Below are 25,029 nucleotides of genomic sequence, written 5' to 3'. Positions count from 1 at the left end.
AACAGCTCCGTTACGTCAGCCCTCGTCCGGGCCACCGGTCTCCTTGTCCTCCGCCGGTTCGGCGGAGTCCGTGGAAGCAGCGGTCCCAGAGGCTTCCGCGTCGCCCTTGACCGTCTGCGCGCCCGGCTGCGGCTCGGCCACGGCCACCCGCGCGGGGCGGATGGTGCGCTCACCGATGCGGTACCCCGGCTGCAGGATCGCGACGCAGGTCGTCTCCGTGACGTCCGGCGCGTACGAGTGCATCAGGGCCTCGTGGATCGTCGGGTCGAAGGGCTCGCCCTCCTTGCCGAACTGCTGGAGGCCCATCTTGGCGACGACCGTCTCCAGGGCCTCCGCGACCGACTTGAACCCGCCCACCAGCTCGCCGTGTTCACGGGCGCGGCCGACGTCGTCCAGGGTCGGGAGGAGCTCGGACAGGAGGTTCGCCGCGGCGATCTCCTTGACCGTGACCTTGTCCCGCTCCACACGGCGGCGGTAGTTCTGATACTCCGCCTGGAGCCGCTGGAGGTCCGCCGTGCGCTCGCCGAGCGCGGTGCGCACCTGGTCCAGCTGAGCGACCAGACCCACGTCCTGAGCGGACGGGGCGGACTGAGCCGACTGGGCGGATGTCTTGCTTGCGTCCCCGGCCGGGGCCGCCGGGCCCTCCTCGGTGGAGGGCTCGGCGGCCTGCGGCGCCGCGTCATCAGGGGTGGCGCCGGAGGGGACGTCGGGCTTCTCGGCGTTCTCGCCGAAGCCCGGAGTCTCCTCGGTCATGCGGCGCCGCCCTTCGCGTCGTTCGGCTTCTCGTCGTCGACGATCTCGGCGTCGACCACGTCGTCGTCCTTGGACATGTTCGGGGCCTCACCCTCGGGACCGGGGGCAGCGCCCTCGGCACCGGCGGCCTGCGCGTCCGCGTACATGGCCTGGCCCAGCTTCTGCGAGACGGCCGCGACCTTCTCGGTGGCCGTGCGGATCTCCGCCGTGTCCTCGCCCTTGAGCTTCTCCTTCAGCTCTTCGACGGCGGACTCGACCTCGGTCTTCACGTCACCGGGGACCTTCTCCGCGTTGTCCGCGAGGAACTTCTCCGTCTGGTAGACGAGCTGCTCGCCCTGGTTGCGGGACTCGGCGGCCTCGCGGCGCTTGTGGTCCTCGTCCGCGTACTGCTCGGCCTCCTGGCGCATGCGGTCGACCTCGTCCTTCGGCAGCGAGGAGCCGCCGGTGACGGTCATCTTCTGCTCCTTGCCGGTGCCGAGGTCCTTGGCCGTCACGTGCATGATGCCGTTGGCGTCGATGTCGAAGGCGACCTCGATCTGCGGGACACCGCGCGGGGCCGGCGGCAGGCCCGTGAGCTCGAACATTCCGAGCTTCTTGTTGTACGCCGCGATCTCGCGCTCGCCCTGGTAGACCTGGATCTGCACGGACGGCTGGTTGTCCTCGGCCGTCGTGAAGATCTCCGAGCGCTTGGTCGGGATCGTGGTGTTGCGCTCGATGAGCTTGGTCATGATCCCTCCCTTGGTCTCGATGCCGAGGGACAGCGGGGTGACGTCGAGGAGCAGGACGTCCTTGACCTCGCCCTTGAGGACACCGGCCTGGAGGGCGGCGCCGATGGCGACGACCTCGTCCGGGTTCACGCCCTTGTTGGCGTCCTGGCCGCCGGTCAGCTCCTTGACGAGCTCCGCGACGGCGGGCATACGGGTCGAGCCACCGACGAGAACGACGTGGTCGATCTCGGAGAGCTGGATGCCCGCGTCCTTGATGACGTTGTTGAACGGGTTCTTGCACCGCTCGAGAAGGTCGGACGTGAGCTGCTGGAACTGGGCGCGGGTGAGCTTCTCGTCCAGGTGCAGCGGGCCCTCGGCGGACGCCGTGATGTAGGGCAGGTTGATCGAGGTCTCCGTGGAGGAGGACAGCTCGATCTTGGCCTTCTCGGCCGCCTCGCGCAGGCGCTGGAGCGCCATCTTGTCTTTGGAGAGGTCCACGCCGTGGCCGTTGTTGAACTGCTTGACCAGGTAGTCGACGACGCGCTGGTCCCAGTCGTCACCACCGAGGTGGTTGTCGCCGTTCGTGGCCTTCACCTCGACGACGCCGTCGCCGATCTCCAGGAGGGACACGTCGAAGGTGCCGCCACCGAGGTCGAAGACGAGGATCGTCTGGTCGTCCTTGTCGAGGCCGTACGCGAGAGCGGCGGCCGTCGGCTCGTTGACGATGCGCAGGACGTTCAGGCCCGCGATCTCGCCGGCCTCCTTCGTCGCCTGGCGCTCCGAGTCGTTGAAGTACGCCGGGACGGTGATGACCGCGTCGGCCACCTTCTCGCCCAGGTAGGACTCCGCGTCGCGCTTCAGCTTCTGCAGGATGAACGCCGAGATCTGCTGGGGGTTGAACCCCTTGTCGTCGATGTCCACCTTCCAGTCAGTGCCCATGTGGCGCTTGACCGAACGGATGGTCCTGTCGACGTTCGTGACCGCCTGGCGCTTGGCTACCTCGCCTACCAGCACCTCGCCGTTCTTCGCGAAGGCGACGACGGACGGCGTGGTCCTGGCGCCCTCGGCGTTGGTGATGACGGTGGGCTCGCCGCCTTCAAGAACGCTGACGACAGAGTTAGTCGTGCCCAGGTCGATGCCGACCGCACGTGCCATTTCGATTCCTCCAGATGTACTTCTTGAGTGGATCTGGCTCAAGGATGCATGAGCGCTTCGCTGGAGTCAACAGAGCTGAGTCGGGGGCACTCAACTCTTATCCCGGGCTTACGCGCAACCTGGAGGCCCCCAAACGGTGGCGCGGCGCTCGGCTGCCGGTCCGTCGTGGCTGGTCGCGCCCACGCGGCGGAGCCGCCATGTCGCCAGCCCCGCGCCCCTGCGGGGCGCTCCCCCGGGCGAAGTGACGGCGCCGACGCGGCAAGGGTTGCCTGAGCGACGCAGATCACCGCCGTGCTGGCTACAGTGCGGCTGAGTAAGTGGGTAGTCTCAGACGGACTGCATAAGTTACCGCTTAGTAATAGTTCGCCTCGCAGGCCCGAGGAGCCCCCAAATGCAACTCGCCGCGATCATCGTGTCGCTGGTCCTAATCGCGGTCGGCGTCGCGCTGTTCGGCCGTGCCATCGTGCAGATCTACCAGTTCATGCGGCTCGGCCAGTCCGTCCCGGCAGGCACCCGCACCGATCAGCCCGTGCAGCGCACCGTCACCGTGGCCAAGGAGTTCCTCGGCCACACCCGCATGAACCGCTGGGGCGTCGTCGGCGTCGCGCACTGGTTCGTGGCGGTGGGCTTCTTCTCGCTGCTCCTGACCATCGTCAACGCCATCGGCCAGCTCTTCAAGGCCGACTGGATGCTGCCGATCATCGGCGAGTGGGCGCCGTACAACATGTTCGTCGAGTTCATCGGCACGATGACCGTCGTCGGCATCCTGACGCTGATCGTCATCCGGCAGCTGAGCAACCCCGACAAGCCGGGCCGCAAGTCCCGCTTCGCGGGCTCGAAGAAGGGCCAGGCGTACTTCGTCGAGGCCGTCATCCTCATCGTCGGCGTCTGCATCTTCACGCTGCACGCCCTTGAGGGTGCCCAGCACCACGTGGACAGCTACGAGGCGTCGTTCTTCATCTCGTACCCGTTCGTCTCGTGGTTCGGCGGCATGGACCTGTCCACGCTGCAGAACCTCACGTACTTCTTCGCCATGGTCAAGATCGCGACGTCCTTCATCTGGATGATCACCGTCGCGCTCAACACCAACATGGGCGTCGCCTGGCACCGCTTCCTCGCCTTCCCGAACATCTGGTTCAAGCGCGACGCGGCCGGCACCACGACGCTCGGCGAGCTCCAGCCCATGACGTCCGGCGGCAAGCCGATCGACTGGGAGGACCCGGGCGAGGACGACGTCTTCGGCGTCAGCCAGGTCGAGCAGTTCTCCTGGAAGGGGCTCCTCGACTTCAGTACGTGCACCGAGTGCGGCCGCTGCCAGTCGCAGTGCCCCGCCTGGAACACCGGCAAGCCGCTCTCCCCGAAGCTCCTGATCATGTCGCTGCGCGACCACGCGCACGCGAAGGCCCCGTACCTGCTCGCCGGTGGCGGCAAGGACATGGAGGGCAACGAGAAGGCGACCGAGGAGCAGCTCAAGGACGTTCCGGCCGCCGCCATCGCCGAGGCCGAGCGCCCCCTCGTGGGCACCGCCGAGGAGAACGGCGTCATCGACCCCGACGTCCTGTGGTCCTGCACCAGCTGCGGCGCCTGCGTCGAGCAGTGCCCGGTGGACATCGAGCACATCGACCACATCGTCGACATGCGCCGCTACCAGGTGATGATCGAGAGCGCGTTCCCGTCCGAGGCCGGGACGATGCTCAAGAACCTGGAGAAGAAGGGCAACCCCTGGGGCCTGGCGAAGAAGCAGCGCCTGGAGTGGCTCAAGGAGCTCGACTTCGAGGTGCCGGTCGTCGGCAAGGACATCGAGGACCTCACCGAGGTCGAGTACCTCTACTGGGTCGGCTGCGCGGGCTCCCTGGAGGACCGGGCGAAGAAGACCACCAAGGCCTTCGCGGAGCTGCTCAACATGGCGGGCGTCAAGTTCGCGATCATGGGCGGCGACGAGAAGTGCACCGGTGACTCCGCCCGCCGCCTGGGCAACGAGCCGCTGTTCCAGCAGCTCGGCCAGGAGAACGTGGCGATGCTGAACATGGCGTTCGGCGAGGATGACGAGGACGAGTCGACCAAGAAGCCGAAGACGGCCAAGAAGATCGTCGCGACCTGCCCGCACTGCCTCAACACGCTCGGCAACGAGTACCCGCAGCTCGGCGGCGACTACGAGGTCATCCACCACACGCAGCTGCTCCAGCACCTCATCGACGAGGGCAAGCTCATCCCCGTGACGCCCGTCGAGGGCCTCATCACCTACCACGACCCGTGCTACCTGGGCCGGCACAACAAGATCTACACGCCGCCGCGCGAGATCATGTCCGCCGTCCCCGGCCTGCGCCAGCAGGAGATGCACCGCCACAAGGAACGCGGCTTCTGCTGCGGCGCGGGTGGCGCGCGGATGTGGATGGAGGAGCGGATCGGCAAGCGCATCAACACGGAGCGGGTCGACGAGGCGCTCAGCCTCAACCCCGACATCGTGTCGACCGCCTGCCCGTTCTGCCTGGTGATGCTGACCGACTCCGTCAACGGAAAGAAGAACGACGGCGCCGCGAAGGAATCGCTCACGGTCGTGGACGTCGCGCAGCTGCTGCTCGACTCCGTGAAGACCCCGGTGGACCCCGCCGGTGAGTCCGAGACCGCGGACGAGCCGGAGCCCGAGCCGGTGAAGTAACACCCGTAGCGCGACTCGAAGGCCGGTTCCGCCCTCAGGGCGGGACCGGCCTTTCGTGTCCCGCGGAAGGGGGGCATCATGTGCTGGTTGTTGTCGGGTGGGGCGGTCGGGGCGGGTGATGGGCATGCGGAGTGCCGGGATACGTGGCGTTCGTAACGTCAGACACGGCGGTGTCGCGAGGCGCGGGGGTGTCATGGGCACGGCAGCCGTGGTCGGCTGCGCGCTGCTGCTGGCCGGATGCGGCGGCGGCAGCGACGACGCCGCGGGCAAGCCCGACGCACGCCACCGGCCCGTCAGTATGGCGGGCAAGGGCGCACCCCAGCAGCCCGTCCCCCAGGGCAAGGGCAGCAAGGTCGAGGACGACTTCAACGGTGACGGCGCCCCCGACCTCGTACTCGACGACCTGGTGCACAGCGGCCACGGCGACGACGCGGGCATCGGCGTCGTCTACGGCTCCGGCAGCGGACTGCGGCCCGGCGCGCGGCAGTTGCTGAGCGCGCGGGCCAACGGGGCCCGCACCAAGGGCGAGTTGCCCGCGTCCTTCGAGTCGGAGGCGGCCTGCGACCTCGACAAGGACGGCTTCACCGATCTGCTGGTCTCCACCGATCCGCCGTACGACGGCCTGGGCCAGCCGCCCGTACCGCTGCAGATCCTCTTCGGCTCGCCCAAGGGCCTGACCGGCAAGGCCGTGAAGGTGAAGGTGCCCGCGCAGTCCCGCATCGGCAACGACTGGTCCGACCAGCCGGTGTGCGGGGACTTCGACGGGGACGGCGCGAGCGACCTCGTCCTGCACGCGAGCGGCGCCCGGCTCACCTTCCTGCGCGGCCCGTTCAAGCGGTCCGGCGCCCCGCGCGCCGCGGGCAAGCCGCTGGCCGCGCCCGGCAACGACCTCGTCACCGGCAGGGCCACGGACGTCGACCGCGACGGCTACGACGACCTCCTGGTCCGCAAGGCCGCGAACGCGTCCGGCACCGCGGCAGGCGCCCTCGTCCTGGGCGGCCCGAAGGGCCCCGCAGAGACCGGGGTGCTCTTCCCCGCGGGCACGGAGACCGCCTTCGGTCGCTTCGGCGGGGGCAAGGGCACGGACGCCGCCGTCGCGGGACCGAACGGGGTCGCCCTGCGCTACGACGTGCCCGGCACCCAGCGCGGGACCATGGAGTCCAAGAACGTGGCCGTGGACACCGGCGACCTCGACGGCGACGGCCTGAGCGAGCTGATCATGAGCGGCGGGAGCAGCGGGAACGGGGGCGGCGCCGGTGAGGTGCGGGTCTTCCGGGGGCGTACGACGAAGCTCGACATGAACGCGTCGGCGAACGTGATCCCCTCCGCCAAGGGCACCACCCAGGTCCTCGCCATCGCGGACTTCGACGGCGACAAGCGGGCCGATCTGGTCCTGCGGACGTACGAGGGAGAGGGCAAGGACACGGTGGGGGTGTATCCGGGGGTGAAGGTCGACCTGGTCGCGCGCAAGCCGCAACTGACCTTCTCCACGGGGGAGTTCCTCGCCCTGGGGGACGGGGCGTAGGAGGTCCGCCGGAGAGCTATCGTTCACCCGGGCTTCACCTCCCCTCCTCCGTCGCACAACCATTCGTACGCCCCACATGTCACACCCCCGGAAGCATTTCCCCACTCCCGGGAGTCCCACGTGCGCGTACGTAATCTGGCCATCGCCGCGAGTGTCGCGGCCCTTGCCGCGGCGGGGCTGACGTTGCCGCTGGCGGGCACGGCGAGTGCCGCTTCGACGCTCAAGGACGACTACAACGGAGACGGATACCGCGACCTGGCGATCGGCACGCCCCGGTCCAACTCCGTCACGGTGACGTTCGGTTCGGCCTCCGGGGTCTCCGAGCGCCGCTCCGTCACCCTCACCCAGAACACGGCCGGGATACCCGGGGTCACCGAGGCCGAGGACGAGTTCGGCGAGAACATCACCAGCGGCGACACGAACGGCGACGGCTACGCCGACCTGATCGTCGGCGCCCCCGGCGAGCAGGTCGAGGGCAAGCCCTCCGGTTCCGTCACCGTCATCAAGGGCGGCAAGAACGGCTTCACCTCCGGCGCCCACGTCCTGAACGCCCCCGAGGACACCGCGGGGCGCTTCGGCGAGGCCACCACCTGGAACGACCTGGACACCGACGGTTCGCCCCAGCTGGCCGTGATCAGCGGCGACAACTGGTGGTACTACACCGGCGCACAAGGCCGGGCGTACGGCCTGGAGGTCGACTTCATCCCCGAGGGCGCCCACCTGGACGGCATGGTCGCGGGCCACTTCAAGTACAAGGACGTGTACGGCTTCGTCCTGTACGGCGAGCGCGCGGACGGCGGCGCCTACACCGCGTTCATGAGCGGCGGCGTCGGCGACTACGGCTACCAGGCCGAGGTCCTCGCCGAGGGCGGCGATCCGACGGCCACGCGCGACGCGGCCACCGCCGGTGATGTCGACGGCGACGGCTACGACGATCTGATCACCGGCAACTCGGGTGCCACGAGGGGCGGTTCGGTCACCGTGCGGCTCGGCGGCGACCGGAAGTTCGCCGCCCCGGTGACGTACGACCAGGCCAGCACGGGCATCCCCGGCGCCGACGAGGCGGACGACGGCTTCGGCGCGTCCGTGGCCGCGGGCGACGTCACCGGCGACGGCCTCACGGACCTCGCGGTGGGCACGCCCGGCGAGGAGGTCGACACGGTGGACGGGGCCGGCAGCGTGACGCTCCTGAAGTCCACCGCGGGCAGGTTCACCTCGGGCAAGGCCTGGCACCAGGAGACCGCGGGCGTGCCCGGCGTCGCCGAGGCGGGCGACAGCTTCGGTACGTCCGTGCGCCTGAAGGACATCAACAAGAACGGCAGGGCGGACCTGGCCGTGGGCGCGTCCGGCGAGGACATCGGCACGAAGGTGGACGTCGGCGCCGTCTGGGTCCTGCGCGGCACGTCGACGGGCCTGACCTCGTCGTACGCCGCCTCCTTCAACGGGACCGACTTCGGGCTCGGCGGCGTGAGCTTCGGCACGACATTGCGCTGACCGCCCGCCGCCTCACCCTCACCCGCCTTCACGTGTACGAGAGTTGGAGAAAGCCAGTGCTTCCAGTCCCGCAGCACCTGCGGAAGCCCGTCGGCGAGGACGCGAAGTCGGGCGGCGTCTGGTACGCCCGCACCCCCACGTACGGCCCCTCCTCGACGGTGACGTCGGTGACCCCCGGAAAGCTGGGGCTCTCGGGCGCCAGTGGGTACGGGGCGGTGCTGAGCCGGTAGTGGGCTGAGCCGGTAGCAGGCTCGGCCAGCTGAGTTTCCCGGGACGGGCGGGAGGTTCTCCACCTGTCCCGGGGTTCGACCACCCCCCTGAGCAGACCCCTGATCAGACCTCCTGATCAGACAACGACCCAGGAGCCTCCGTGCCCAAGCACAAGCGCACCACCTCTCACAGACCCGGCCGCCTGGCCGTGGCGACCGCTGCCGCCGCGGCCCTCACAGGCGGACTCCTCACCCTCACGGCGACCTCCGCGACCGCGGCCCCCGCGGCCACGCAGCCGGACGACGCCGACTTCAACGGCGACGGCGCGGCCGACCTCGCCACCTCCGCCCCGCACGCCAACGTGGGCGGCAAGGACAAGGCGGGCCAGGTCGTCGTCACGTACGGCGGTGCCGAGCAGCGCCACGTCACCTACAGCCAGAACAGCGCGGGCGTGCCCGGCACCGCCGAGACCGGCGACGTCTTCGGCGCCGACACCGCGTACGGAGACTTCGACAGCGACGGCTACGACGACCTCGCCGTGGGAGCCATCGGTGAGGACGTCGGCACGGACGTCGACGGCGGCACCGTCCAGGTCCTGTGGGGCTCCCCGAACGGACTGTCCGGCGGCTCCACGGTCAAGGACCCGCGCCCCACCAAGCACGACCGGTTCGGCGGCCCCCTCCAGGCGGGCGACTTCGACGGCGACGGCAAGGACGACCTCGCGGTCGGCGCCGCGTCGGGCGCCGCGACCATCGACATCTTCGACGGCGGCATCAAGCGCACCGGGGCGACCGGCGGCCGCTACACCGTGCTCCCGCCCATCCACAGCGGCGAGGGCGCGGGCCCCTTCAACCTGCACTCCGGTGACGTCAACGGCGACGGCAAGGACGACCTGATCGTCGACGGCTACTCCACCGCCGACGACTACAACGCCAACCTCTGGCTGCCCGGCAGCGCGAACGGCGTCACCACGACCGGCGTCCAGCGCCTGCCCGCCGGCTACATCACCGACGTGGGCGACACGGACAGCGACGGCTACGGCGACGTCATCATCGGCCTGACCTGGGACGAGGGCATCGACGGCGCCCACAAGGGCGGCACGGTGTACGTGGTCAAGGGCAACGCGAACGGCCCGTACGGCGACAGCCAGGCGATCACCCAGGACTCGGCGGGCATCCCGGGCGGCGGCGAGAGCGGCGACTCCTTCGGCTCGGAGCTCGACCTCGGCGACGTCAACGGCGACGGCCACCTCGACCTGGTCGTGAGCTCCCCGGGCGAGGACCTGGACGGGGTCGCCGACGCGGGCTCGGTCACGCTGATCTACGGCGCGGCGGACGGCTCGGGCCTCTCCACGCAGGGCGCGGTCCTCTACAGCCAGGACACCCCGGGCATCCCCAACGCCAACGAGAAGAACGACTACTTCGGCTCGGACGTCCACATCGACGACCTGAACGCGGACGGCCGCGGCGACGTGGCCGTCGGCGCCCAGGGCGAGAACGGCTCCAACGGCGCCTTCTACCTCCTGGACGCCCTCCCCGACGGCACCCTCGCGGGCACGTCCGGCACCTACACGTCAACGGTGGGCATCTCGTCCACAGGCACCCCCCGCCTGGGCACCAACTTCGCGGACTAACACCGCGGTTCTCTCAGCTCGTCCCTCCAAAACCCCGGGCCCGCACCCCTCCGTGCGGGCCCGGCTCTCCCCTCGGAGCTTCCGTGCGCATACGCACCTTCGTCCTGGCCGCGTCCCTGACCACCACCGGCCTGCTGGGCCTTCCCACCACAACGGCGTCGGCCGCGCCATCGGGCCTGTCGGACGACTTCAACGGCGACGGCTACCGCGACCTTGCCGTCGCCGCCCCCGACGCCACTGTCTCCGGCAAGCAATCGGCGGGCACAGTCATCGTGTTCTACGGCTCGGCGAACGGCATCAGCGCCACCCGCCGCCAGACCGTCTCCCAGTCGAGCACCGGGGTTCCCGGCGCCGCCGAGACCAACGACAGGTTCGGCGAGGCGCTCGCGACCGGTGACTTCGACCGCGACGGCTACGCCGATCTGCTCATCGGCACCCCGCGCGAGGACCTGGACGCCGATCGCGACGCGGGCAGCCTCACCGTCGTCTGGGGCGGCGCCTCCGGGCTCGGCGCCGGAGCCACGGTCAAACCGTCGGCCGTACCGGACGAGGGGTGCGCCTTCGCGGAAGCCCTCACCGCCGGGGACACCGACGGCAATGGGGCGGCGGACATCGCAGTGGGCTCCCGCTGCAGCGCCCAGTACTTCCAGGGACAGTTCACCCGCCAGGGTGTTCCCCTCACGCACGGGAAGGATCGTCAGCTCGGCACCACGCGCGCCGCGGTCACGGGCAATCTCGACGGCGACAGGGCCGCGGAACGCGTCATGCTGCCCGGGCTGACCGAGGGCGACGGCGGCACCGTCCTCGTCGACGACTGGACGCAGGGCCAGTACAAGCGAACCGACCTGACGCGTGCGGACGGCACGGTCGGCGCGGTCGGTGACGTCAACGGCGACGGATACGGCGACCTGGTCCTCGGCGACTCCATGGACCCGGAGGCGGGCCGGCCCGACGCCCATCTCGGCGGGGAGATCTCCGTCTGGTACGGCGGGCCCACCGGCATCGACCCCGGCCAGACTCCGACCCGGATCAACCAGGACACCGCGGGCGTCCCCGGCACGGGCGAGCGCGATGACCGGTTCGGTTTCTCGGTCAGCAGCGCCGACACCGACAACGACGGATTCAGTGACGTCGTCGTGGGAGCCCCGGGGGAGGCTGTCGACGGCAAGGACTTCGCCGGTTCGGTGACGGTCCTGCTCGGTTCCGCGCGCGGGCTCACCGGATCGGGGGCGCGTGCGATCCACGAGAACACCCAGGGGGTGTCGGGGGCCGTGGAGGCCGACGACACCTTCGGCTCGGTGGTCGATCTCGCGGACCGGAACGGCGACGGCAGGGCGGACCTCGGCGTCGGCGTGCCCGGCGAGAACGGGACCGGCTGCACCTGGAACACCCGTGGCACCTCTGTCACCGGCTCCTTCTACCTCTGCGCCGACAAGGTGGGTGTGACGGGCGACTCCGCCGCATTCGGATCGGTCATCTCCCGCTGAATCACCAGCCATCTCCCGCTGACCACCGGTCGCCTGCTGACGCCCGGCTCTCGCCCCCCTTGGAGACCTCTCATGCGCACCCGCGTCACCACAGCGGCGATCACACTCATAGCGGCTGGGCTCGCCCCACTGGCGCTGCCCGCCGCCGCGTCCGCGGCACCCGCCCGGCACGCCGACGACTTCAACGGCGACGGCTACCGCGACCTTGCCGTGGGCATGCCGGAGAAGACCGTCGGCGGCAAGAAGCGCGCCGGCGCGGTCCTGGTGACCTTCGGTTCGGCGTCGGGGCTCACCAGTAAGCGGGTGTACGTCACCCAGAACTCATCCGGTGTCCCGGGCAGCTCGGAGACGGAGGACCTGTTCGGGACAGACCTCTCCAGCGGCGACCTGGACGGCGACGGATACGCCGACCTGCTCGTCACCAGCGAAGCCGAGAGCGTCGGCGAGCTGCCCTATCGCGGTGCCGTCACTGTCCTGTGGGGCGGCCCCACCCCCTTCCGCAGCGGCGCGAACCTCGCCGACCCGGGCGCCTACGACCAGCAGTTCTTCGGTTCCGACACCGCGATCGGTGACTTTGTGGGCGACGCCTCACCCGAGGTGGTGATCTCAGACGCGTCGGGCCTCTGGCTGGTCGAGGGCGCCTTCAGCCGTACGTCCCTTCCGGTGCCGACGCCGTTGGACGCCCGTGGAGGCAACAACGGGGTGGGCTACGGCCAGTTGGCGGTCGGGAACTTCTCGGGCGGCGGCAAGGACGAACTCGCGGTGACCGTTCCCGGCACGACCGTGGTCTACGGCAGTGGCCCCACGGGCGAGTCCTCGGAGTTCTACGACCGCGCGGCACTCGCGGGCGGAACCACCTCGGCGGCGGGCGACCTGAACGGCGACGGCTGTGACGACCTCGCCGTTGGCCTGCCGAGTCCCGACCTGGACAGCAACGGGGTCACGGACCCCAGCCACGAAGCGGGTTACGTCATGGTCTTCAACGGTGTCGAGGAGGCCGATGCCACCGGCGGGCTCAGCCGCACCCGCCACACCTACCACCAGGGCACCGCCGGCATCCCGGGCGACAACGAGGCCCGCGACCAGTTCGGCGCCGACCTCTCCATCGCCGACATCACCGGAGACGGCCGAGCGGAACTGGCGATAGGTGTCTCGTACGAGTCCCTGGACGGCCGCACCCGCGCCGGCGACATCCTGGTGCTGCGCGGCTCCGCCACCGGCCTGACCACGACCGGCGCGAAGCGCTTCTCGCAGAACACCGCCGGGGTGCCGGGCGCCGCGGAGTCGAACGACGAGTTCGGCACACAGGTCCGGCTCGCCGACTTCGACCGCGACGGCCGGGCCGACCTCGCGGTGACGGCTCCGCGGGAGGATTCCGCCAGCGGCGCCGTCTGGCAACTGCACGGGGCCGGCGCGGGGATCTCGACCTCCGGCGCGGCCGTCTACAGTGCGGCGGACTATGGTCTCGCGGCGGGCTCGCACCTGGGCGAGGCAGTCAATGAGTGAGTGAGCCACGCCTGTCCGTATGAGACGCGCGCGCAGGGGCAACCCTTGGCCAATCCCAGGTGTCACACAGGTGAACCGGTCGAAGCGACTGGGTCAATCGAACGCGTTTGTAGCAGTGAAGCTGGGCAGTCCCAGCGGTCAGATCCCGTCAGATCCCTGTGTTCACTTCCCAGTTGGAGCTTCCAGTGCCCCTGCGCGCACGCACCCGTACCCTCGCCGTCGCCGCCACCGCGACCGCCCTCGCCGCCACCGGTCTCGCCCTTCCCCTCGCCACCAACGCGACCGCCGCTCCCTCCCCCGCGACCCTCACCAGCGACTTCGACGGCGACGGGTACGACGACCTCTTCGTCGGCGTGCCCAACGGCAGTGTCGGAGGCAAGGCCAAGGCCGGATACGTGAGTGTCGTGTTCGGTGGGGAGAACGGGCCCGGCCCGCACAGCGTGCGGCGCATCACCCAGGCCACCGTCGAGGTGCCCGGCACCCCGGAGAGCGGAGACCGCTTCGGGGGGTCCGTCACGGCCGCGCACGTGGACGACGACAAGTACGCCGACCTCGTCATCGGCGCTCCGGGCGAGGACATCGACGACAAGGCCGACGCCGGGTCCGTCACCGTCCTGTACGGCACCGGCGACGGCTTCGCCCTCGCCAACACCGCCGCCCGAGGCGCGAAGGCCGGGGACGTGTACGGGAACTCCCTGGTCGCCGCCGACTTCACCGGTGACACGGACGTCGACCTCGCGATCGGCGGCAAGGACAAGGTCGTCGCCAACTTCAATCCGCTCGCCGCCGACACCCAGCCCCTCATGGCCGACCGCATGGGCGGCCGCGCCCCCGTCATGACGACCGGTGACTTCGACACCGACGGGCTGCCCGACCTGGCCCTCGCCTACTACACGAAGAACCAGCCCTACACCCAGTCCCACCTCCGCCTCTACGGCTGGAACAAGGACGAGGGCTCCATGGCCAACTTCTGGAACAACTCCAACGGCGCCGCGAACGCCCTCGTCTCCGGCGACTTCAACGGCGACAACTACGACGACCTCGCCGTCGGCAACTGCCGCGAGATCGCCGACGAGAACATCGACGACCCGTGCGGCCCGGAGGAACTCACCAAGGGCGGCGGCATCCACATCCGCTTCGGCGGCCCGAACGGCAGCTTCGGCTGGGAGCAGCAGACCTTCAACCAGGACACCGCGGGCGTGCCCGGAGTCGCCGAGACCGGTGACGGCTTCGGCGACGCCCTCACGGCGGCGGACATCGACGCCGACGGCCACGACGACCTGATCGCGGGCGCCCCCGGCGAGGCCATCGGCAGTGCGGCCAAGGCGGGCAGCATCACCGTCCTGAAGGGCGGCGAGATGGGCCTGCTCGACCCGGCGGGCGCCGCGAACCCGGGGGTGGCCGCCTACCAGCAGAACTCCCCCGACATCCTGGGCGTCGCCCAGGCGGGCGACCTCTTCGGCGGAGCCCTCGCCTTCGCCGATCACAACGGGGACGGCGTCCCGGACCTCTCCGTCGCCGCGCCCGGCGAGAACGCCTCCTCGGGCGGCGTCTGGAACCTGCCCGGCGCCAAGGCGGGCGGCTCGGTCGTCACTCCCAACTCCCTGGGCCTGCCTGCCTCTTTGGACCCGTGGGCGTACGGAGCGGTGCTCGGGAAGTAGCCGGTCACACCTGACGCAGCCGCTCACCGGGACCCTGGGGAAAACCCCTCAGGGTCCCCCTAAGGGTTGTCACAGGTCAGCGGCAAAGCCTCTCTCCTCCCGAGGAGGGACGACCCGGGCCCTTGAGACCAGGTACGTTCGATTCGTGGCTGGATTCAGGATCGGACGCGGCCGGGACAACCGCACCCCGCAAGCGCGACCCCAACAACGACCGCGGCAGGAGCCGTACGGGCAGCAGGCCCCCCAGGGCCAGCAGCCGCCGTACGGCTACCCTCAGCCGCCCTCCCAGCAGTACGGCGGCGGTCAGCCGCCGTACGGCCAGGGCCAGGGCGGGCAGAGAGGCCAGGGCGGATACGGCGGGCAGCAGTGGCCGCAGGCGGGCGGCAACCACGGCAACCACGGTGAGCCGGAGTACTTCGGCGGGCCGCAAGGCCCGGGACACGGAGGCCAGGGCGGTCAGGGCGGTCAGGGCGGCTTCGATCCGTACGCCGCCAACAACCCCGGTCACACCCAGGCCTTCTCCGTAGGTGAGGACCCCTACAACCAGGGCGACACCTACCGCGCAGGCCAGGCCCCCGCCCCGGTGGGACCCCGCCTGCACTGGAAGGACCTCCTGCGCGGCATCGTGCTGCGCCCGGGTCCGACCTTCCTCCAGATGCGGGACTACGCGATGTGGGCCCCGGCCGTCGTCGTGACGTTCCTCTACGGCCTGCTCGCGATCTTCGGCTTCGACGGCGCCCGCGAGGACGCCATCAACGCCACGATCTCGACGGCCGTCCCGTACGTCCTGACGACCGCCGTCGCGATCACGATCAGTGCCTTCATCCTGGGCGTGGTCACGCACACCCTCGCCCGCCAGCTCGGCGGCGACGGCGCCTGGCAGCCGACGGTCGGCCTCTCCATGCTGATCATGTCGATCACGGACGCGCCCCGCGTGGTCGTCGCGATGTTCCTCGGCGGCGGCCAGCCCTTCGTCCAGCTGCTCGGCTGGGTGACCTGGATCGCGGCGGGCGCGCTGCTCACGACGATGGTGAGCAAGTCGCACGACCTGCCGTGGCCGAAGGCGCTGGGAGCGGCGTCGATCCAGCTGCTCGCGCTGCTGGCGATCATCAAGCTGGGTACGTTCTAGTAGCTCTAGTACTTGAGACGGAGGAAGGGCCTCGGCGGAATCACTTCCGCCGAGGCCCTTCCTCGTCATACCCCTCGTCCTGCCTCAGGCGTCGAGAACCTGCCCGGCGCGCCGCACGACGGGCGCTTCGACGCTCCACGGGAAGTTGATCCAGTCGTCGGTGCGCTTCCAGACGTACTCGCACTTCACGAGCGACTGCGACTTCTCGTAGATGACGGCGGACCGCACCTCGGCGACGTGGTCGAGGCAGAAGTCGTGCACCAGCTTCAGCGTCTTGCCGGTGTCGGCGACGTCGTCGGCGATCAGCACCTTCTTGTCGGTGAAGTCGATGACGTTGGGCACGGGCGCGAGCATGACCGGCATCTCCAGCGTCGTCCCCACCCCCGTGTAGAACTCCACGTTCACCAGGTGGATGTTCTTGCAGTCGAGTGCGTACGCGAGCCCGCCCGCGACGAAGACGCCACCTCGGGCGATGGAGATGATCACGTCGGGCTGGTACCCGTCGTCGGCGATCGTCTGCGCGAGCTCGCGCACCGCACCGCCGAACTTCTCGTACGTAAGGTTCTCGCGCACGTCACTCATGCTGGATGTCACACCTGGGTCCGATGGAAATTGAGGAAGGAACGGGAGGCGGTCGGCCCGCGCTGCCCTTGGTAACGCGACCCGTAGCGCTCCGAGCCGTAGGGCTCCTCGGCGGGCGAGGTCAGCCGGAACAGACACAGCTGCCCGATCTTCATGCCGGGCCACAGCTTGATGGGCAGCGTCGCCAGGTTGGAGAGCTCCAGCGTCACGTGCCCGGAGAAGCCGGGGTCGATGAAGCCGGCGGTGGAGTGCGTCACGAGCCCGAGCCGCCCCAGGCTGGACTTCCCCTCCAGCCTGCTGGCGAGGTCGTCGGGGAGGCTGATGATCTCGTACGTCGAGGCGAGCACGAACTCGCCCGGGTGCAGGATGAACGGCTCGTCGCCCTCGGGCTCCACGAGCCGCGTCAGGTCGGCCTGCTCGACGGAGGGGTCGATGTGTGGGTAGCGGTGGTTCTCGAACACCCGGAAGTAGCGGTCGAGCCGCACATCGATGCTGGAGGGCTGCACCATGGATTCGTCGTACGGATCGATCCGTACTCGTCCGGTGTCGATCTCGGCCCGGATGTCCTTGTCTGAGAGAAGCACGCACCGAGGATACGCAGAGCGCGCGGGCCCGCCCCAATCGGACGTCCCCGCGCGCTCCGGTTCTCCACTTTCTGTCCTGCTGTCCTGCTGTCCTGCTGTCCTGCTGGCCTGCTGGCCTGCTGTCCCGCTACCGCTACCGCTACCGCTTCTGCGACGCGACCGGCACGGCATGCCGCAATCGGGCGCATCGCGGACAGCGGATGAGCCGGCCGGGTCCGAGCCGGTCGGCCTTCTGCATCGGGAACGAAGCAGTGCTGAACACGTGCCCTTCGGCACATCGGACGACGGTGCGCTCCATCAAGTCCTCGAGTCCCTTCCCCAAAGCCGTAGTTGAACTCGTAGCGTCCCGCACTCTGCTCGTACGCGAGCTGACGACGAAAGGCCACATTACGGGACGAAAGGGGCGCCCCTCCAGGCGGCACTCCGGTCTCTCACCGTACGCCCCAACTCCCGCGTCCCGAAGCGCCATCCAAGCCCCGGACAGCACACAGACCCCACGGCAAAAGCGCCCGGGGCCTGGGATGAGGTAGAGTGTGCGACGTTACGACACCGCCACAGACGGTGTCTTTCGCGGGTGTAGTTTAGTGGTAGAACATCAGCTTCCCAAGCTGAGAGTGCGAGTTCGATTCTCGTCACCCGCTCCATAGAAAGCCCCCAGGTCATGGACCCGGGGGCTCTTTGCTGCAGCATGAAAGCCTCCGGGCATGAGCTACGACTTGGCTGTGTGGGAGGGCGAGCGCCCTGCGAACGGCAAGGCGGCCGCGCGAGCGTTCACCACCCTCTATGAGCGCTACATCGATACAGATGCGGAGCATCCACCGACCGAACGCATAGCGGCTTACGTTGCTGCCCTCCTGGAACAGTGGTGTGACGTGACCGAGGATGAAGAGGACACCTCTCCCTGGTCGACGGGGCCATTGATCGGAGAGGCACGCGGCCCGCTCGTCTACTTCCCGATGCGCTGGAGCATGGCTGAGGAGGCCTCCAGTTACGCGGCGACCCTCGCGGACTCCATGGGGCTGGTCTGCTTCGACCCTCAGCAGAACCAGCTCAGGCCCTGAAGGCGGGGGCACGCTTCCGTCTCAGCCTCCGTCTCATTCGGTGCCGTTCACGGCCGTTCAGACGGGACTCGGTGCGCGGCCGACGCTGACAGGTCTCTCCTTGGCCATCGACGAAGCCCGACCGCTGGTTAGGTCCCGGGCTGTACCCGGGCCGCCCCCATACAGAGTCGGGGATGCAGCTGCTCTATGGAGCTGGACACCTCGGAAGTCGACCGCGCGTCCGAGACTCTAACCATCAGCACTGACAACGTGCCCGCCTACGAGCACGATCGCTCACGCTCTTGCGAGTTCGATTCTCGTCTGCGTCAGAGCGGGAGATCGTCCGGCAGGACTCGGAAGGCCTTGTGGCGGCCGAGGGGGCGTACGGCTCGGAAATCGCGGCGGTCGAGTGTGAGGATCGCGTCCGTGTCGTAGTCGGCGGCCAGTGCCACGTTCACCGCGTCCGCGAGGTCCAGGTCCAGCGACTTGTAGCGCGTGCGGACGGACTGGGCGGCGTCCAGGTGGTCTTCCGTGATCTCCGGCGCGACGACGCGGCCCCGGCGCATCCAGTGCCGGATGTCGTCGACCGCGCTGAACGCCGCCTCCCGGCCCAGTTCGCGCGTCGCGACGTGGTCGAGTTCGGCGAGCAGGAGCGGGGACATGATGAGGAGGCCGGCGGCCAGGATCGCCTCGTTCGCCGCGCCGTGCTCCGGGTGAGTGGAGTCGAGCGCGGCCAGCAGGCCGGAGGTGTCGGCGACGACGATGATCACGCGGCGGTTCCGGAGTCCGTCTCACGGACCACCGCGTCGGCGACCGTGTCACGGACATCGGCCTTGGACGGCGTACGGCCCCGCCCCTCGAAGGTTCGCGAGAACAGCGGCTCGTCCCAGACCCGGTTCGCCATGGCCGCGAGGTGGATGCCCTGGCGAATGATCTCGGCCTCGCTTATCCCCCTGCGCTTGGCGGCCTCCTTGATGATCGCCAGGTCCTCGGGGTCGGCGTAGACGTTGGTCCGCTTCATAGACATGTACCAAGGGTAGTCCATGTACCTGGTGTGGGGCATATCTGTGTCGTCAGGGCCGGAGGCCTGCCCTGGTGCCCGCGATTACGGCAGCTGTGCCGCGAAGAATTCGAAGTTGTGTTCCTGCTCGCTCACCGCTGCCACCGCGCCGAAGTCGTGTCTGAGGAACACCCATGAGGCGTCCTGGGCCCGGCGGATCGTGGCGAACCAGGGGGTGGGGGGTATTCGGAACTCGATCCAGGGGGCGAGGTCCAGGTCCGTGAGCAGGTAGGCCTTGGTGTTGAAGCCTTGGTGGGTCAGGAGTTCCTCCGCCCAGGGGTCCAAGCCTTCCTGAGAGATCCCTCGTGTCGCGGTTGGTTCTGTGGTCGTGTTCCAGAATCCGCGTACGGTCTCCAGGGCTGCGGCGGGCACCTCCGCGTGCGTCAGTGTGCGGGTCGTGATGATCTCGGCGGCGGCGAGCCGTACTCGGTTGAGTTTCTGTGTCTCGCGGCGCTCCCTGAGTCTGCGCTGTAGTTCAGCGGACGTCATAGGGGCGGGTGGGCTCGGTGGGGGCCCAGTTCTGTTAGTACGTCGGCGAGTTGGGTGGGCGTCAGGGCGGGGGGCGGGAGCGGTGATGTCGTCCGGGATGCGCGGAGGCCGTCCAGGAGCAGGGTCAGGGGGCGGCGCCAGGACTCCGGGGTCGTTGCCGTCGTCAGGGCCGGGATGGCTCGGCCCAGGGCCGCCAGGGCGAACAGGACGTCTTCCGTGGTGGCGTCGGGGCGGACCGTGCCCTGCTCGCGGCCCCGGCTCAGCAGGATCTCCATCGTCTCGCGGTTGTGCGCGTGGACGGTCTGGAGCGCTTCGATGCCCTGCAGGTGCGTGGTCATGAGGTCGTTCGTGCCGCGGTCCGCGGCCAGGGTCACGAAGACCGCCTGCAGGTAAGCGTTCAGCGCCGTCCAGGCGTCCGGGGCCGTGCGGGCCTCCTCGCCTGCCGTCATCGTGCCCGTCAGCAGGTCGTGGAAGACGGCGTCGATCAGGGCGGCGCGGGTGGGGAAGTTCCGGTAGAGCGTCGCGTTGCCCACGCCCGCCCGGCGGGCGATCACGTCCAGCGGCGCCTCAAGCCCCTGCTCCGCGAACACCTCGCGGGCCGCCCCCACCAGGAGATCCCAGTTCCGCCGCGCGTCGCGGCGCCGTGGGGGCGCCGGACGGTGCGAGCGGTCTGCGTCGCCGGTCATCGTCGTTCTCAGCCTTCCCGCCGAGGGAACAAGCGGGGAGCACTCCCCAGTCGCGATGCTATCGGGCCCATCGGGACCGGGCGCGGTCTGGGGAGTGCGGCCGGCCGCCCTTAGCCGAACTGGCCCGGCTGGTAGTCGCCGGCCGGCTGCTGGACGATGACGTTCACGCGGTTGTACGTGTTGATGAGGGCGATGAGCGACACCAGGGCGGCGAGCTGGTCCTCGTCGTAGTGCTTGGCGGCGTTCGCCCACGCCTCGTCCGTGACGCCACCGGCCGCGTCGGCGATACGGGTGCCCTGCTCGGTCAGCTCCAGGGCGGCGCGCTCGGCGTCGGTGAAGACCTTCGCCTCGCGCCAGGCGGCGACCAGGTTGAGGCGCACGGAGGTCTCACCGGCGTGCGTGGCGTCCTTGGTGTGCATGTCGGTGCAGAAACCGCAGCCGTTGATCTGGCTGGCGCGGATCTTCACCAGCTCCTGCGTCGCGGCGGGAAGCGTGGAGTCCGACACGGCCTTGCCCGCCGCGTTGAGGTGCTTGAGGACCTTGCCCGCCAGCGGGCTGCCGAAGAGGTTCAGACGAGCTTCCATGGTGTTCTCCTATGCCTATGCCGAAGCCGAGGCCGCGGTTGTTGCCGTTGTCGTTGCCTTCACTTGTCTGACGGATGAGCCCGCCCAGATGTGACAGGAACCAGGAGCCAGGGGCCGAGCGTTAGTCTGAAGATCCGGTTGGTCCGGTTGAGTTCGAGTAATGGGGGGTCTCTCATGGCACTGTTCGGAAACGCGCACACGATCGATCCGATGGCCGCACAGCAGGACTACGCACGGCTGCTGGGCCACGGCGAGCAGGTACAGGCCGCGTTCCTGCTGATCCGCGACACGATGATCTTCACCGACCGCCGCCTCGTCCTCGTCGACAAGCAGGGGATAACGGGCAAGAAGGTCGAGTACCACTCGGTTCCGTACCGCAGCATCACCCACTTCTCGGTGGAGACCGCCGGTCACTTCGACCTCGACGCCGAGCTCAAGATCTGGATCTCCGGCACCCACGAGCCCATCCAGAAGACCTTCACCAAGGGCGTCGACATCTACGAGGTGCAGGCGATCCTCACGCAGTACGTGGCGCGCTAAGAGCAGCAGCCCGCAGCCGCCGACGTCGGGCGCCCCTCTCCTGTGCGCCGAAGCCCATGGGCAGCTCGTCGGCGGCTTCAGGCCTGCGGCACGCGGTCCAGGAAGCCGTGCACGAGGCGGATGCGGCCGTCGTCGGCGAGCGCGATGACGTCGGAACCGGCGAAGGGCGCGGAACCGTCCGCGACCGACACCAGCTCCCACCCGAAGCGCGCGATGTCGTGGTGACCGTCGACCGAGCCGAGCAGCCTGAACTCGAAGCCGGGGAACTGCTCGTGGGCCCCCGCGATCATGGCGGCGATGGACTCGTAACCGGAGACGTCGGCCATCGGGTCCGTGTAGCTGCCGTCCTCGCTCCAGGCTGCGGCCACGGCCTTGGCGAGGTCCTCTGCGTCCTGGGCGTTCCAGGCCTCGAAGTAGCGGGCGACGGCGGTCTCGTACGTGGATGTCTCGTGTGCGGACACGGTGAATCAGCCTCCTGAAGGGTGATCGTCCGGCTGGGCGATGACTTCAGCCTGCCTGAGCGCGGATCAATGGGCGATTACGCCCGGGGTAATGCGAGTCGGCGGTACAGGACTTGGGCCGGTTGGTGCCTTCTCATGGGCGTGCGGCTGTGCTTGCCTAGGGGGCTCTTTCGGTCGCTGGGGTGGGAGTTGGCACATGCGAAAGCCGCGCAAGCCGTGGATCGGTGCGGTGCTGGCCGCTGTTCTGCTCCTCGGGGGCTGCGGTGACCCCGGGTCCGGGTCCGAGGGTTCGCCCGCCCCCGCCCCGGAGACCCCCACCGCCCCGCGATCCGCCGACGCCCCTGCCGCGCGCGACGAGCCCTCCGCGTCGCCGCCCTCCTCGACCACCCGCCAGCGCGCCGCGAAGAAGCCCCGGGCCAAGACGGCACCCAAGGTCCTCTACCTCGGCGACTCCCTCGCCATGGAGAACCAGACCGTCCTCGGCGACCACCTCCGCTCCGGGCTCGGCGCCCGCTACCGCAGCGCGCCCTACTCCGGCACCACCCTGTGCGACTACCTCGACGGCACCGGCAAGGACTCCCTCGTCCCCGACAAGGACAAGGCCGCCACGCTCGTCCGCGAGCAGCGGCCCGACTACGTGGTGCTCCAGTTCTGGGGCAACGCGTGGGGCTACACGCCGTGCATGAGCGGCATCACGTACGGCAAGGCGCGGCAGAAGTACTTCGACCGGTACGCCGCCGACGCGAAGGCGCTGGCCTCGCAGATCCACGCCGCCGGCGGGGCGGACCGGCCGCGCATCGTGTGGGTGCTGCAGGGCCCCGACCCGATGACGCCCGACCGCGTGCGCCGCGTCAACGCCATCTACGAGGCGCAGGCGCGGGCCTCGGGCGGGATCGTCGCCGAAGCGGGCCGCGCGGTCGCCCCGGCGGCGGACCGGCACACCTGGGTCGAGAAGCTGCCGTGCACCTCGTACGAACGGAACCACCCCGCGTACTGCACCGAGCCGGGCAGCGGCCGCACCGCCCTGCACCGCAGCGACGACCCCCTGCATTTCTGCCTGGCGCCGACCACGCCCAAGTCCCAGCCCTGCCCGGTCCGTTCACCCGGCATCCGGCGCATCGCCGCCGAGATCACCCGGGCCGTCGCCGACGCGTCCTAGGAGTCATGGCCGCGGGGTCCGCGGGGCTGCTTACCTCAGCGTGCCGTTGGCCGCGGCTTCGACGAAGGTGGCGAAGGCGCGGGGGGTGGTGGTGAAGGCGGGGCCTTCGGGGTTCTTGCTGTCGCGGACCGCGATGGTCCCTTGGCGGGGGGCGAACTCGATGCATTCACCGCCGGTGTTGCCGCTGTACGTCGACTTACGCCACGTTATGCCGGTGAGGGGAGCGCATTCGATGCAGTCGCCGCCGGTGTTGCCGCTGTACGTCGACTTACGCCACCGCGCGTCGGTCAGGTCCTGACTGGTCGCCATAACGTTCCTCCATCACGCGGCTGATCAGTTCCGCCGACTTTCCCTCCGTGAGGGCGGCGGCCTGCAAGTTAGCGTAACGGCGGGCGGCTTCGCGGATAGTTTCCGGGTTGGCCGTCATGTGACCGGAGATCAAGTCCTCCGTGTAGACGAGTTCAGGGTCATCATCGAACCGGAGCAGGTTGAACGAGCCCACCAGGCTGGCGTGTTCACCAGCCGCGTAGGGAAGCACCTGGATACTCACCCAGCGCCGGTCGGCAAAGTCCAACAAGTGGCTGAGTTGGTTTCGCATGATTCGCCAGCCCCCGATCGGCCGGTGCAGTGCGGCCTCATCGAGGATGACCAGCGACAACGGTGGGCGTTCACGTTCCAAGATTCGCTGGCGTTCCATGCGCGCAGCCACCAGTTCGTCGAGCTTGCTCGGCATGCCAGTGGCTAGGACAGCACGGGCGTACTCCTCCGTCTGGAGAAGCCCGTAGACCAACTGGGCCTGATACGTGGAGATGTACGTAGCCTTGGCCTCCAGCTCCGCGTACTGCTGGAACCACGTAGGCAACTGGCTCTTCAACACCAGCCCCACCAACCGCGAAAACACCCCGTCAGTCCCGAGCGCCGCGTCCACCCGCTCGGAGAAGTCCCTCGTCGGCACCTTCTTCGCTGTCTCGATCTGGCCCACCAGCGAACCCGTACAGAAGATGCAGCCGCCCAACTGGCCCTGGTTGAGGCCCGCCGCCTCCCTCAGGCGCCGCAGTTCCGAGCCGTAGTAGTCCAGCGGGGACGCGCTGGGATCGAGTTCGTTGATGCGGACCATGGGACGGTCACCCCCAGGCTCAAACGCTCTGTTCACGTTGCTCTCGCTCTGTAGCCCAGAGTAACCATCCGACTCCACGCCGGTGCCATGAATCACGTATCTCACCCTCCCCACCTGCCTGCGGCGGGGCTCACCCATCCGGCCCAAGCCCGCTCGCGCGCCCCGTACCGCTGTCACACGCTGTGAATTCCTGTCGACAGAGAAGAGGTGCCCATGAGCAGCGGCACGAGCAACCCTCGGGGCGAGAGCCTCTGGGCGTCAGGCGGCACGATGTTCGCGGGTGTCCTGATGCTGGTCTACGGCGTCCTCGGCATCCTCGAAGGCATCGCGGGCATCGCCAAGGACGACGTCTACGCGCGCATCGGCGACTACGTCTACAAGCTGAACCTCACCACGTGGGGCTGGCTGCACCTGATCCTCGGCATCCTGGTCGCGATCACCGGCTACGGAATCCTCAAGGGCGCTGCCTGGGGCCGCGCGAGCGGTATCGCGCTGGCGTCGCTCGCCGTGATCCTGCAGTTCCTGTGGCTGCCGTATCAGCCGATCTGGGCGCTGATCTCGATCGCGATCGGCATCTTCATCATCTGGGCGCTCTGCACGGACCACCCGGACCGTCACTCCGGTCACGGCCACGGCGCATCGCACAGCGGTGACGCGGCGGCGGGTGGCGGCTGGGGCGCACGCAGCACCTCCAGCGGTCCCGGCCCGTTCGCCGAGGGCTCCGGAGCCTCGGCTCCCGGAGCGCCCGGAACCCACGGAACCCCCGGAGCGCCCGGGACCCCTGGCGCCCCTGGCGGCCCCGACCGCA

24 protein-coding genes, 1 tRNA gene and 1 pseudogene are annotated in these 25,029 nt (G+C 69.3%); 14 read left to right on the top strand and 12 right to left on the bottom strand.

The features are described from left to right. Positions 1 to 15: 15 nt before the first annotated feature. Positions 16 to 753 (bottom strand): nucleotide exchange factor GrpE, encoded by a 738-nt coding sequence (gene grpE / locus ACZ6ZP_RS20785; RefSeq protein WP_351167081.1) that lies wholly within the window; start codon positions 751 to 753, stop codon positions 16 to 18. Beyond that, positions 750 to 2,615 carry a molecular chaperone DnaK gene (gene dnaK, locus ACZ6ZP_RS20780; protein WP_351167083.1) on the bottom strand — a complete coding sequence of 622 codons (1,866 nt, stop codon included), beginning with the start codon at positions 2,613 to 2,615 and terminating at the stop codon, positions 750 to 752. The genes grpE and dnaK overlap by 4 nt, the downstream gene beginning before the upstream one ends. 391 nt (positions 2,616 to 3,006) lie before the next feature. Between dnaK and ACZ6ZP_RS20775 the strand changes: the two genes are divergently transcribed. The 9 genes from ACZ6ZP_RS20775 (at position 3,007) to ACZ6ZP_RS20735 (ending at position 15,919) form a co-directional block, all read left to right on the top strand. Next, positions 3,007 to 5,274, top strand: coding sequence for a (Fe-S)-binding protein (locus ACZ6ZP_RS20775; protein ID WP_351167085.1), 2,268 nt, complete (start codon positions 3,007 to 3,009; stop codon positions 5,272 to 5,274). A 193-nt stretch (positions 5,275 to 5,467) separates the two neighbouring features. After that, positions 5,468 to 6,799 carry an FG-GAP repeat domain-containing protein gene (locus tag ACZ6ZP_RS20770; RefSeq protein ID WP_469407812.1) on the top strand — a complete coding sequence of 444 codons (1,332 nt, stop codon included), beginning with the start codon at positions 5,468 to 5,470 and terminating at the stop codon, positions 6,797 to 6,799. A 120-nt stretch (positions 6,800 to 6,919) separates the two neighbouring features. Next, positions 6,920 to 8,293, top strand: coding sequence for an FG-GAP and VCBS repeat-containing protein (locus tag ACZ6ZP_RS20765; protein WP_469407811.1), 1,374 nt, complete (start codon positions 6,920 to 6,922; stop codon positions 8,291 to 8,293). A gap of 56 nt (positions 8,294 to 8,349) precedes the next feature. Beyond that, positions 8,350 to 8,523, top strand: coding sequence for a hypothetical protein (locus tag ACZ6ZP_RS20760; RefSeq protein WP_469407809.1), 174 nt, complete (start codon positions 8,350 to 8,352; stop codon positions 8,521 to 8,523). 140 nt (positions 8,524 to 8,663) lie between these two features. After that, positions 8,664 to 10,136: a VCBS repeat-containing protein gene (locus ACZ6ZP_RS20755; protein WP_469407807.1), complete on the top strand. Its 1,473-nt coding sequence runs from the start codon at positions 8,664 to 8,666 to the stop codon at positions 10,134 to 10,136. A gap of 83 nt (positions 10,137 to 10,219) precedes the next feature. After that, positions 10,220 to 11,623: an FG-GAP-like repeat-containing protein gene (locus tag ACZ6ZP_RS20750; RefSeq protein ID WP_469407806.1), complete on the top strand. Its 1,404-nt coding sequence runs from the start codon at positions 10,220 to 10,222 to the stop codon at positions 11,621 to 11,623. A 72-nt stretch (positions 11,624 to 11,695) separates the two neighbouring features. Next, on the top strand, positions 11,696 to 13,129 hold the full coding sequence (locus ACZ6ZP_RS20745) for an FG-GAP-like repeat-containing protein (protein ID WP_469407803.1): 1,434 nt from the start codon (positions 11,696 to 11,698) through the stop codon (positions 13,127 to 13,129). Between the two features lie 185 nt (positions 13,130 to 13,314). Then, positions 13,315 to 14,790, top strand: coding sequence for an FG-GAP-like repeat-containing protein (locus tag ACZ6ZP_RS20740; protein ID WP_366461579.1), 1,476 nt, complete (start codon positions 13,315 to 13,317; stop codon positions 14,788 to 14,790). 145 nt (positions 14,791 to 14,935) lie between these two features. Continuing rightward, positions 14,936 to 15,919 carry a Yip1 family protein gene (locus ACZ6ZP_RS20735; RefSeq protein WP_469407801.1) on the top strand — a complete coding sequence of 328 codons (984 nt, stop codon included), beginning with the start codon at positions 14,936 to 14,938 and terminating at the stop codon, positions 15,917 to 15,919. An 84-nt stretch (positions 15,920 to 16,003) separates the two neighbouring features. Here ACZ6ZP_RS20735 and ACZ6ZP_RS20730 read toward each other — a convergent pair whose 3' ends face one another. Further along, entirely contained in the window at positions 16,004 to 16,501 is a 498-nt protein-coding gene (locus ACZ6ZP_RS20730) for a phosphoribosyltransferase (protein ID WP_249588778.1), read from the bottom strand. An 8-nt stretch (positions 16,502 to 16,509) separates the two neighbouring features. Then, complete coding sequence (gene dcd, locus ACZ6ZP_RS20725) at positions 16,510 to 17,085, bottom strand: dCTP deaminase (RefSeq protein WP_351167099.1); 576 nt, start codon at positions 17,083 to 17,085, stop codon at positions 16,510 to 16,512. 570 nt (positions 17,086 to 17,655) lie between these two features. Between dcd and ACZ6ZP_RS20720 the strand changes: the two genes are divergently transcribed. Together ACZ6ZP_RS20720 and ACZ6ZP_RS20715 are read left to right on the top strand one after the other, a co-directional pair. After that, positions 17,656 to 17,729, top strand: a tRNA-Gly gene (locus ACZ6ZP_RS20720). Positions 17,730 to 17,789: 60 nt separating this feature from the next. After that, positions 17,790 to 18,146 carry a hypothetical protein gene (locus ACZ6ZP_RS20715; protein WP_361466441.1) on the top strand — a complete coding sequence of 119 codons (357 nt, stop codon included), beginning with the start codon at positions 17,790 to 17,792 and terminating at the stop codon, positions 18,144 to 18,146. Between the two features lie 305 nt (positions 18,147 to 18,451). Here ACZ6ZP_RS20715 and ACZ6ZP_RS20710 read toward each other — a convergent pair whose 3' ends face one another. The 5 genes from ACZ6ZP_RS20710 to ACZ6ZP_RS20690 form a co-directional block, all read right to left on the bottom strand. Continuing rightward, positions 18,452 to 18,895 carry a PIN domain-containing protein gene (locus ACZ6ZP_RS20710; RefSeq protein ID WP_361466444.1) on the bottom strand — a complete coding sequence of 148 codons (444 nt, stop codon included), beginning with the start codon at positions 18,893 to 18,895 and terminating at the stop codon, positions 18,452 to 18,454. Continuing rightward, a complete protein-coding gene (locus ACZ6ZP_RS20705; RefSeq protein WP_361466447.1) occupies positions 18,892 to 19,152 on the bottom strand; it encodes a ribbon-helix-helix domain-containing protein in 261 nt (86 codons plus the stop codon). Before ACZ6ZP_RS20705 ends, ACZ6ZP_RS20710 begins: the two co-directional genes overlap by 4 nt. Before the next feature lie 78 nt (positions 19,153 to 19,230). Further along, positions 19,231 to 19,674: a hypothetical protein gene (locus ACZ6ZP_RS20700; protein ID WP_361466450.1), complete on the bottom strand. Its 444-nt coding sequence runs from the start codon at positions 19,672 to 19,674 to the stop codon at positions 19,231 to 19,233. Next, positions 19,671 to 20,360 carry a TetR/AcrR family transcriptional regulator gene (locus ACZ6ZP_RS20695; RefSeq protein ID WP_351167109.1) on the bottom strand — a complete coding sequence of 230 codons (690 nt, stop codon included), beginning with the start codon at positions 20,358 to 20,360 and terminating at the stop codon, positions 19,671 to 19,673. The genes ACZ6ZP_RS20700 and ACZ6ZP_RS20695 overlap by 4 nt, the downstream gene beginning before the upstream one ends. A gap of 110 nt (positions 20,361 to 20,470) precedes the next feature. Then, positions 20,471 to 20,944 (bottom strand): carboxymuconolactone decarboxylase family protein, encoded by a 474-nt coding sequence (locus tag ACZ6ZP_RS20690; protein WP_351167111.1) that lies wholly within the window; start codon positions 20,942 to 20,944, stop codon positions 20,471 to 20,473. Between the two features lie 174 nt (positions 20,945 to 21,118). On the opposite strand from ACZ6ZP_RS20690, the gene ACZ6ZP_RS20685 reads away from it, so the two are divergent. Continuing rightward, complete coding sequence (locus ACZ6ZP_RS20685; RefSeq protein ID WP_351167113.1) at positions 21,119 to 21,484, top strand: PH domain-containing protein; 366 nt, start codon at positions 21,119 to 21,121, stop codon at positions 21,482 to 21,484. Positions 21,485 to 21,561: 77 nt separating this feature from the next. Here the strand turns inward: ACZ6ZP_RS20685 and ACZ6ZP_RS20680 are convergent, their stop codons facing one another. Next, positions 21,562 to 21,945 (bottom strand): nuclear transport factor 2 family protein, encoded by a 384-nt coding sequence (locus tag ACZ6ZP_RS20680; RefSeq protein ID WP_351167115.1) that lies wholly within the window; start codon positions 21,943 to 21,945, stop codon positions 21,562 to 21,564. A gap of 196 nt (positions 21,946 to 22,141) precedes the next feature. On the opposite strand from ACZ6ZP_RS20680, the gene ACZ6ZP_RS20675 reads away from it, so the two are divergent. Next, positions 22,142 to 23,104, top strand: a complete 963-nt coding sequence (locus ACZ6ZP_RS20675; RefSeq protein ID WP_361466455.1) for an SGNH/GDSL hydrolase family protein — start codon at positions 22,142 to 22,144, stop codon at positions 23,102 to 23,104. A 30-nt stretch (positions 23,105 to 23,134) separates the two neighbouring features. Here ACZ6ZP_RS20675 and ACZ6ZP_RS20670 read toward each other — a convergent pair whose 3' ends face one another. Together ACZ6ZP_RS20670 and ACZ6ZP_RS20665 are read right to left on the bottom strand one after the other, a co-directional pair. Then, positions 23,135 to 23,413: a DUF397 domain-containing protein gene (locus ACZ6ZP_RS20670; protein ID WP_361466458.1), complete on the bottom strand. Its 279-nt coding sequence runs from the start codon at positions 23,411 to 23,413 to the stop codon at positions 23,135 to 23,137. Then, on the bottom strand, positions 23,373 to 24,221 hold the full coding sequence (locus tag ACZ6ZP_RS20665; RefSeq protein ID WP_468614526.1) for a helix-turn-helix domain-containing protein: 849 nt from the start codon (positions 24,219 to 24,221) through the stop codon (positions 23,373 to 23,375). Before ACZ6ZP_RS20665 ends, ACZ6ZP_RS20670 begins: the two co-directional genes overlap by 41 nt. A gap of 213 nt (positions 24,222 to 24,434) precedes the next feature. Here ACZ6ZP_RS20665 and ACZ6ZP_RS20660 point away from each other — a divergent pair. Continuing rightward, positions 24,435 to 24,824, top strand: a pseudogene (locus ACZ6ZP_RS20660) (DUF7144 family membrane protein); the annotation flags it as partial. Between the last annotated feature and the right edge of the window lie 205 nt (positions 24,825 to 25,029).

The organism is Streptomyces sp. NPDC054047 (assembly GCF_055585065.1).
The sequence above is the reverse complement of the archived record's forward strand: the minus strand, read 5'-3'. Positions and strand labels throughout refer to the sequence as shown.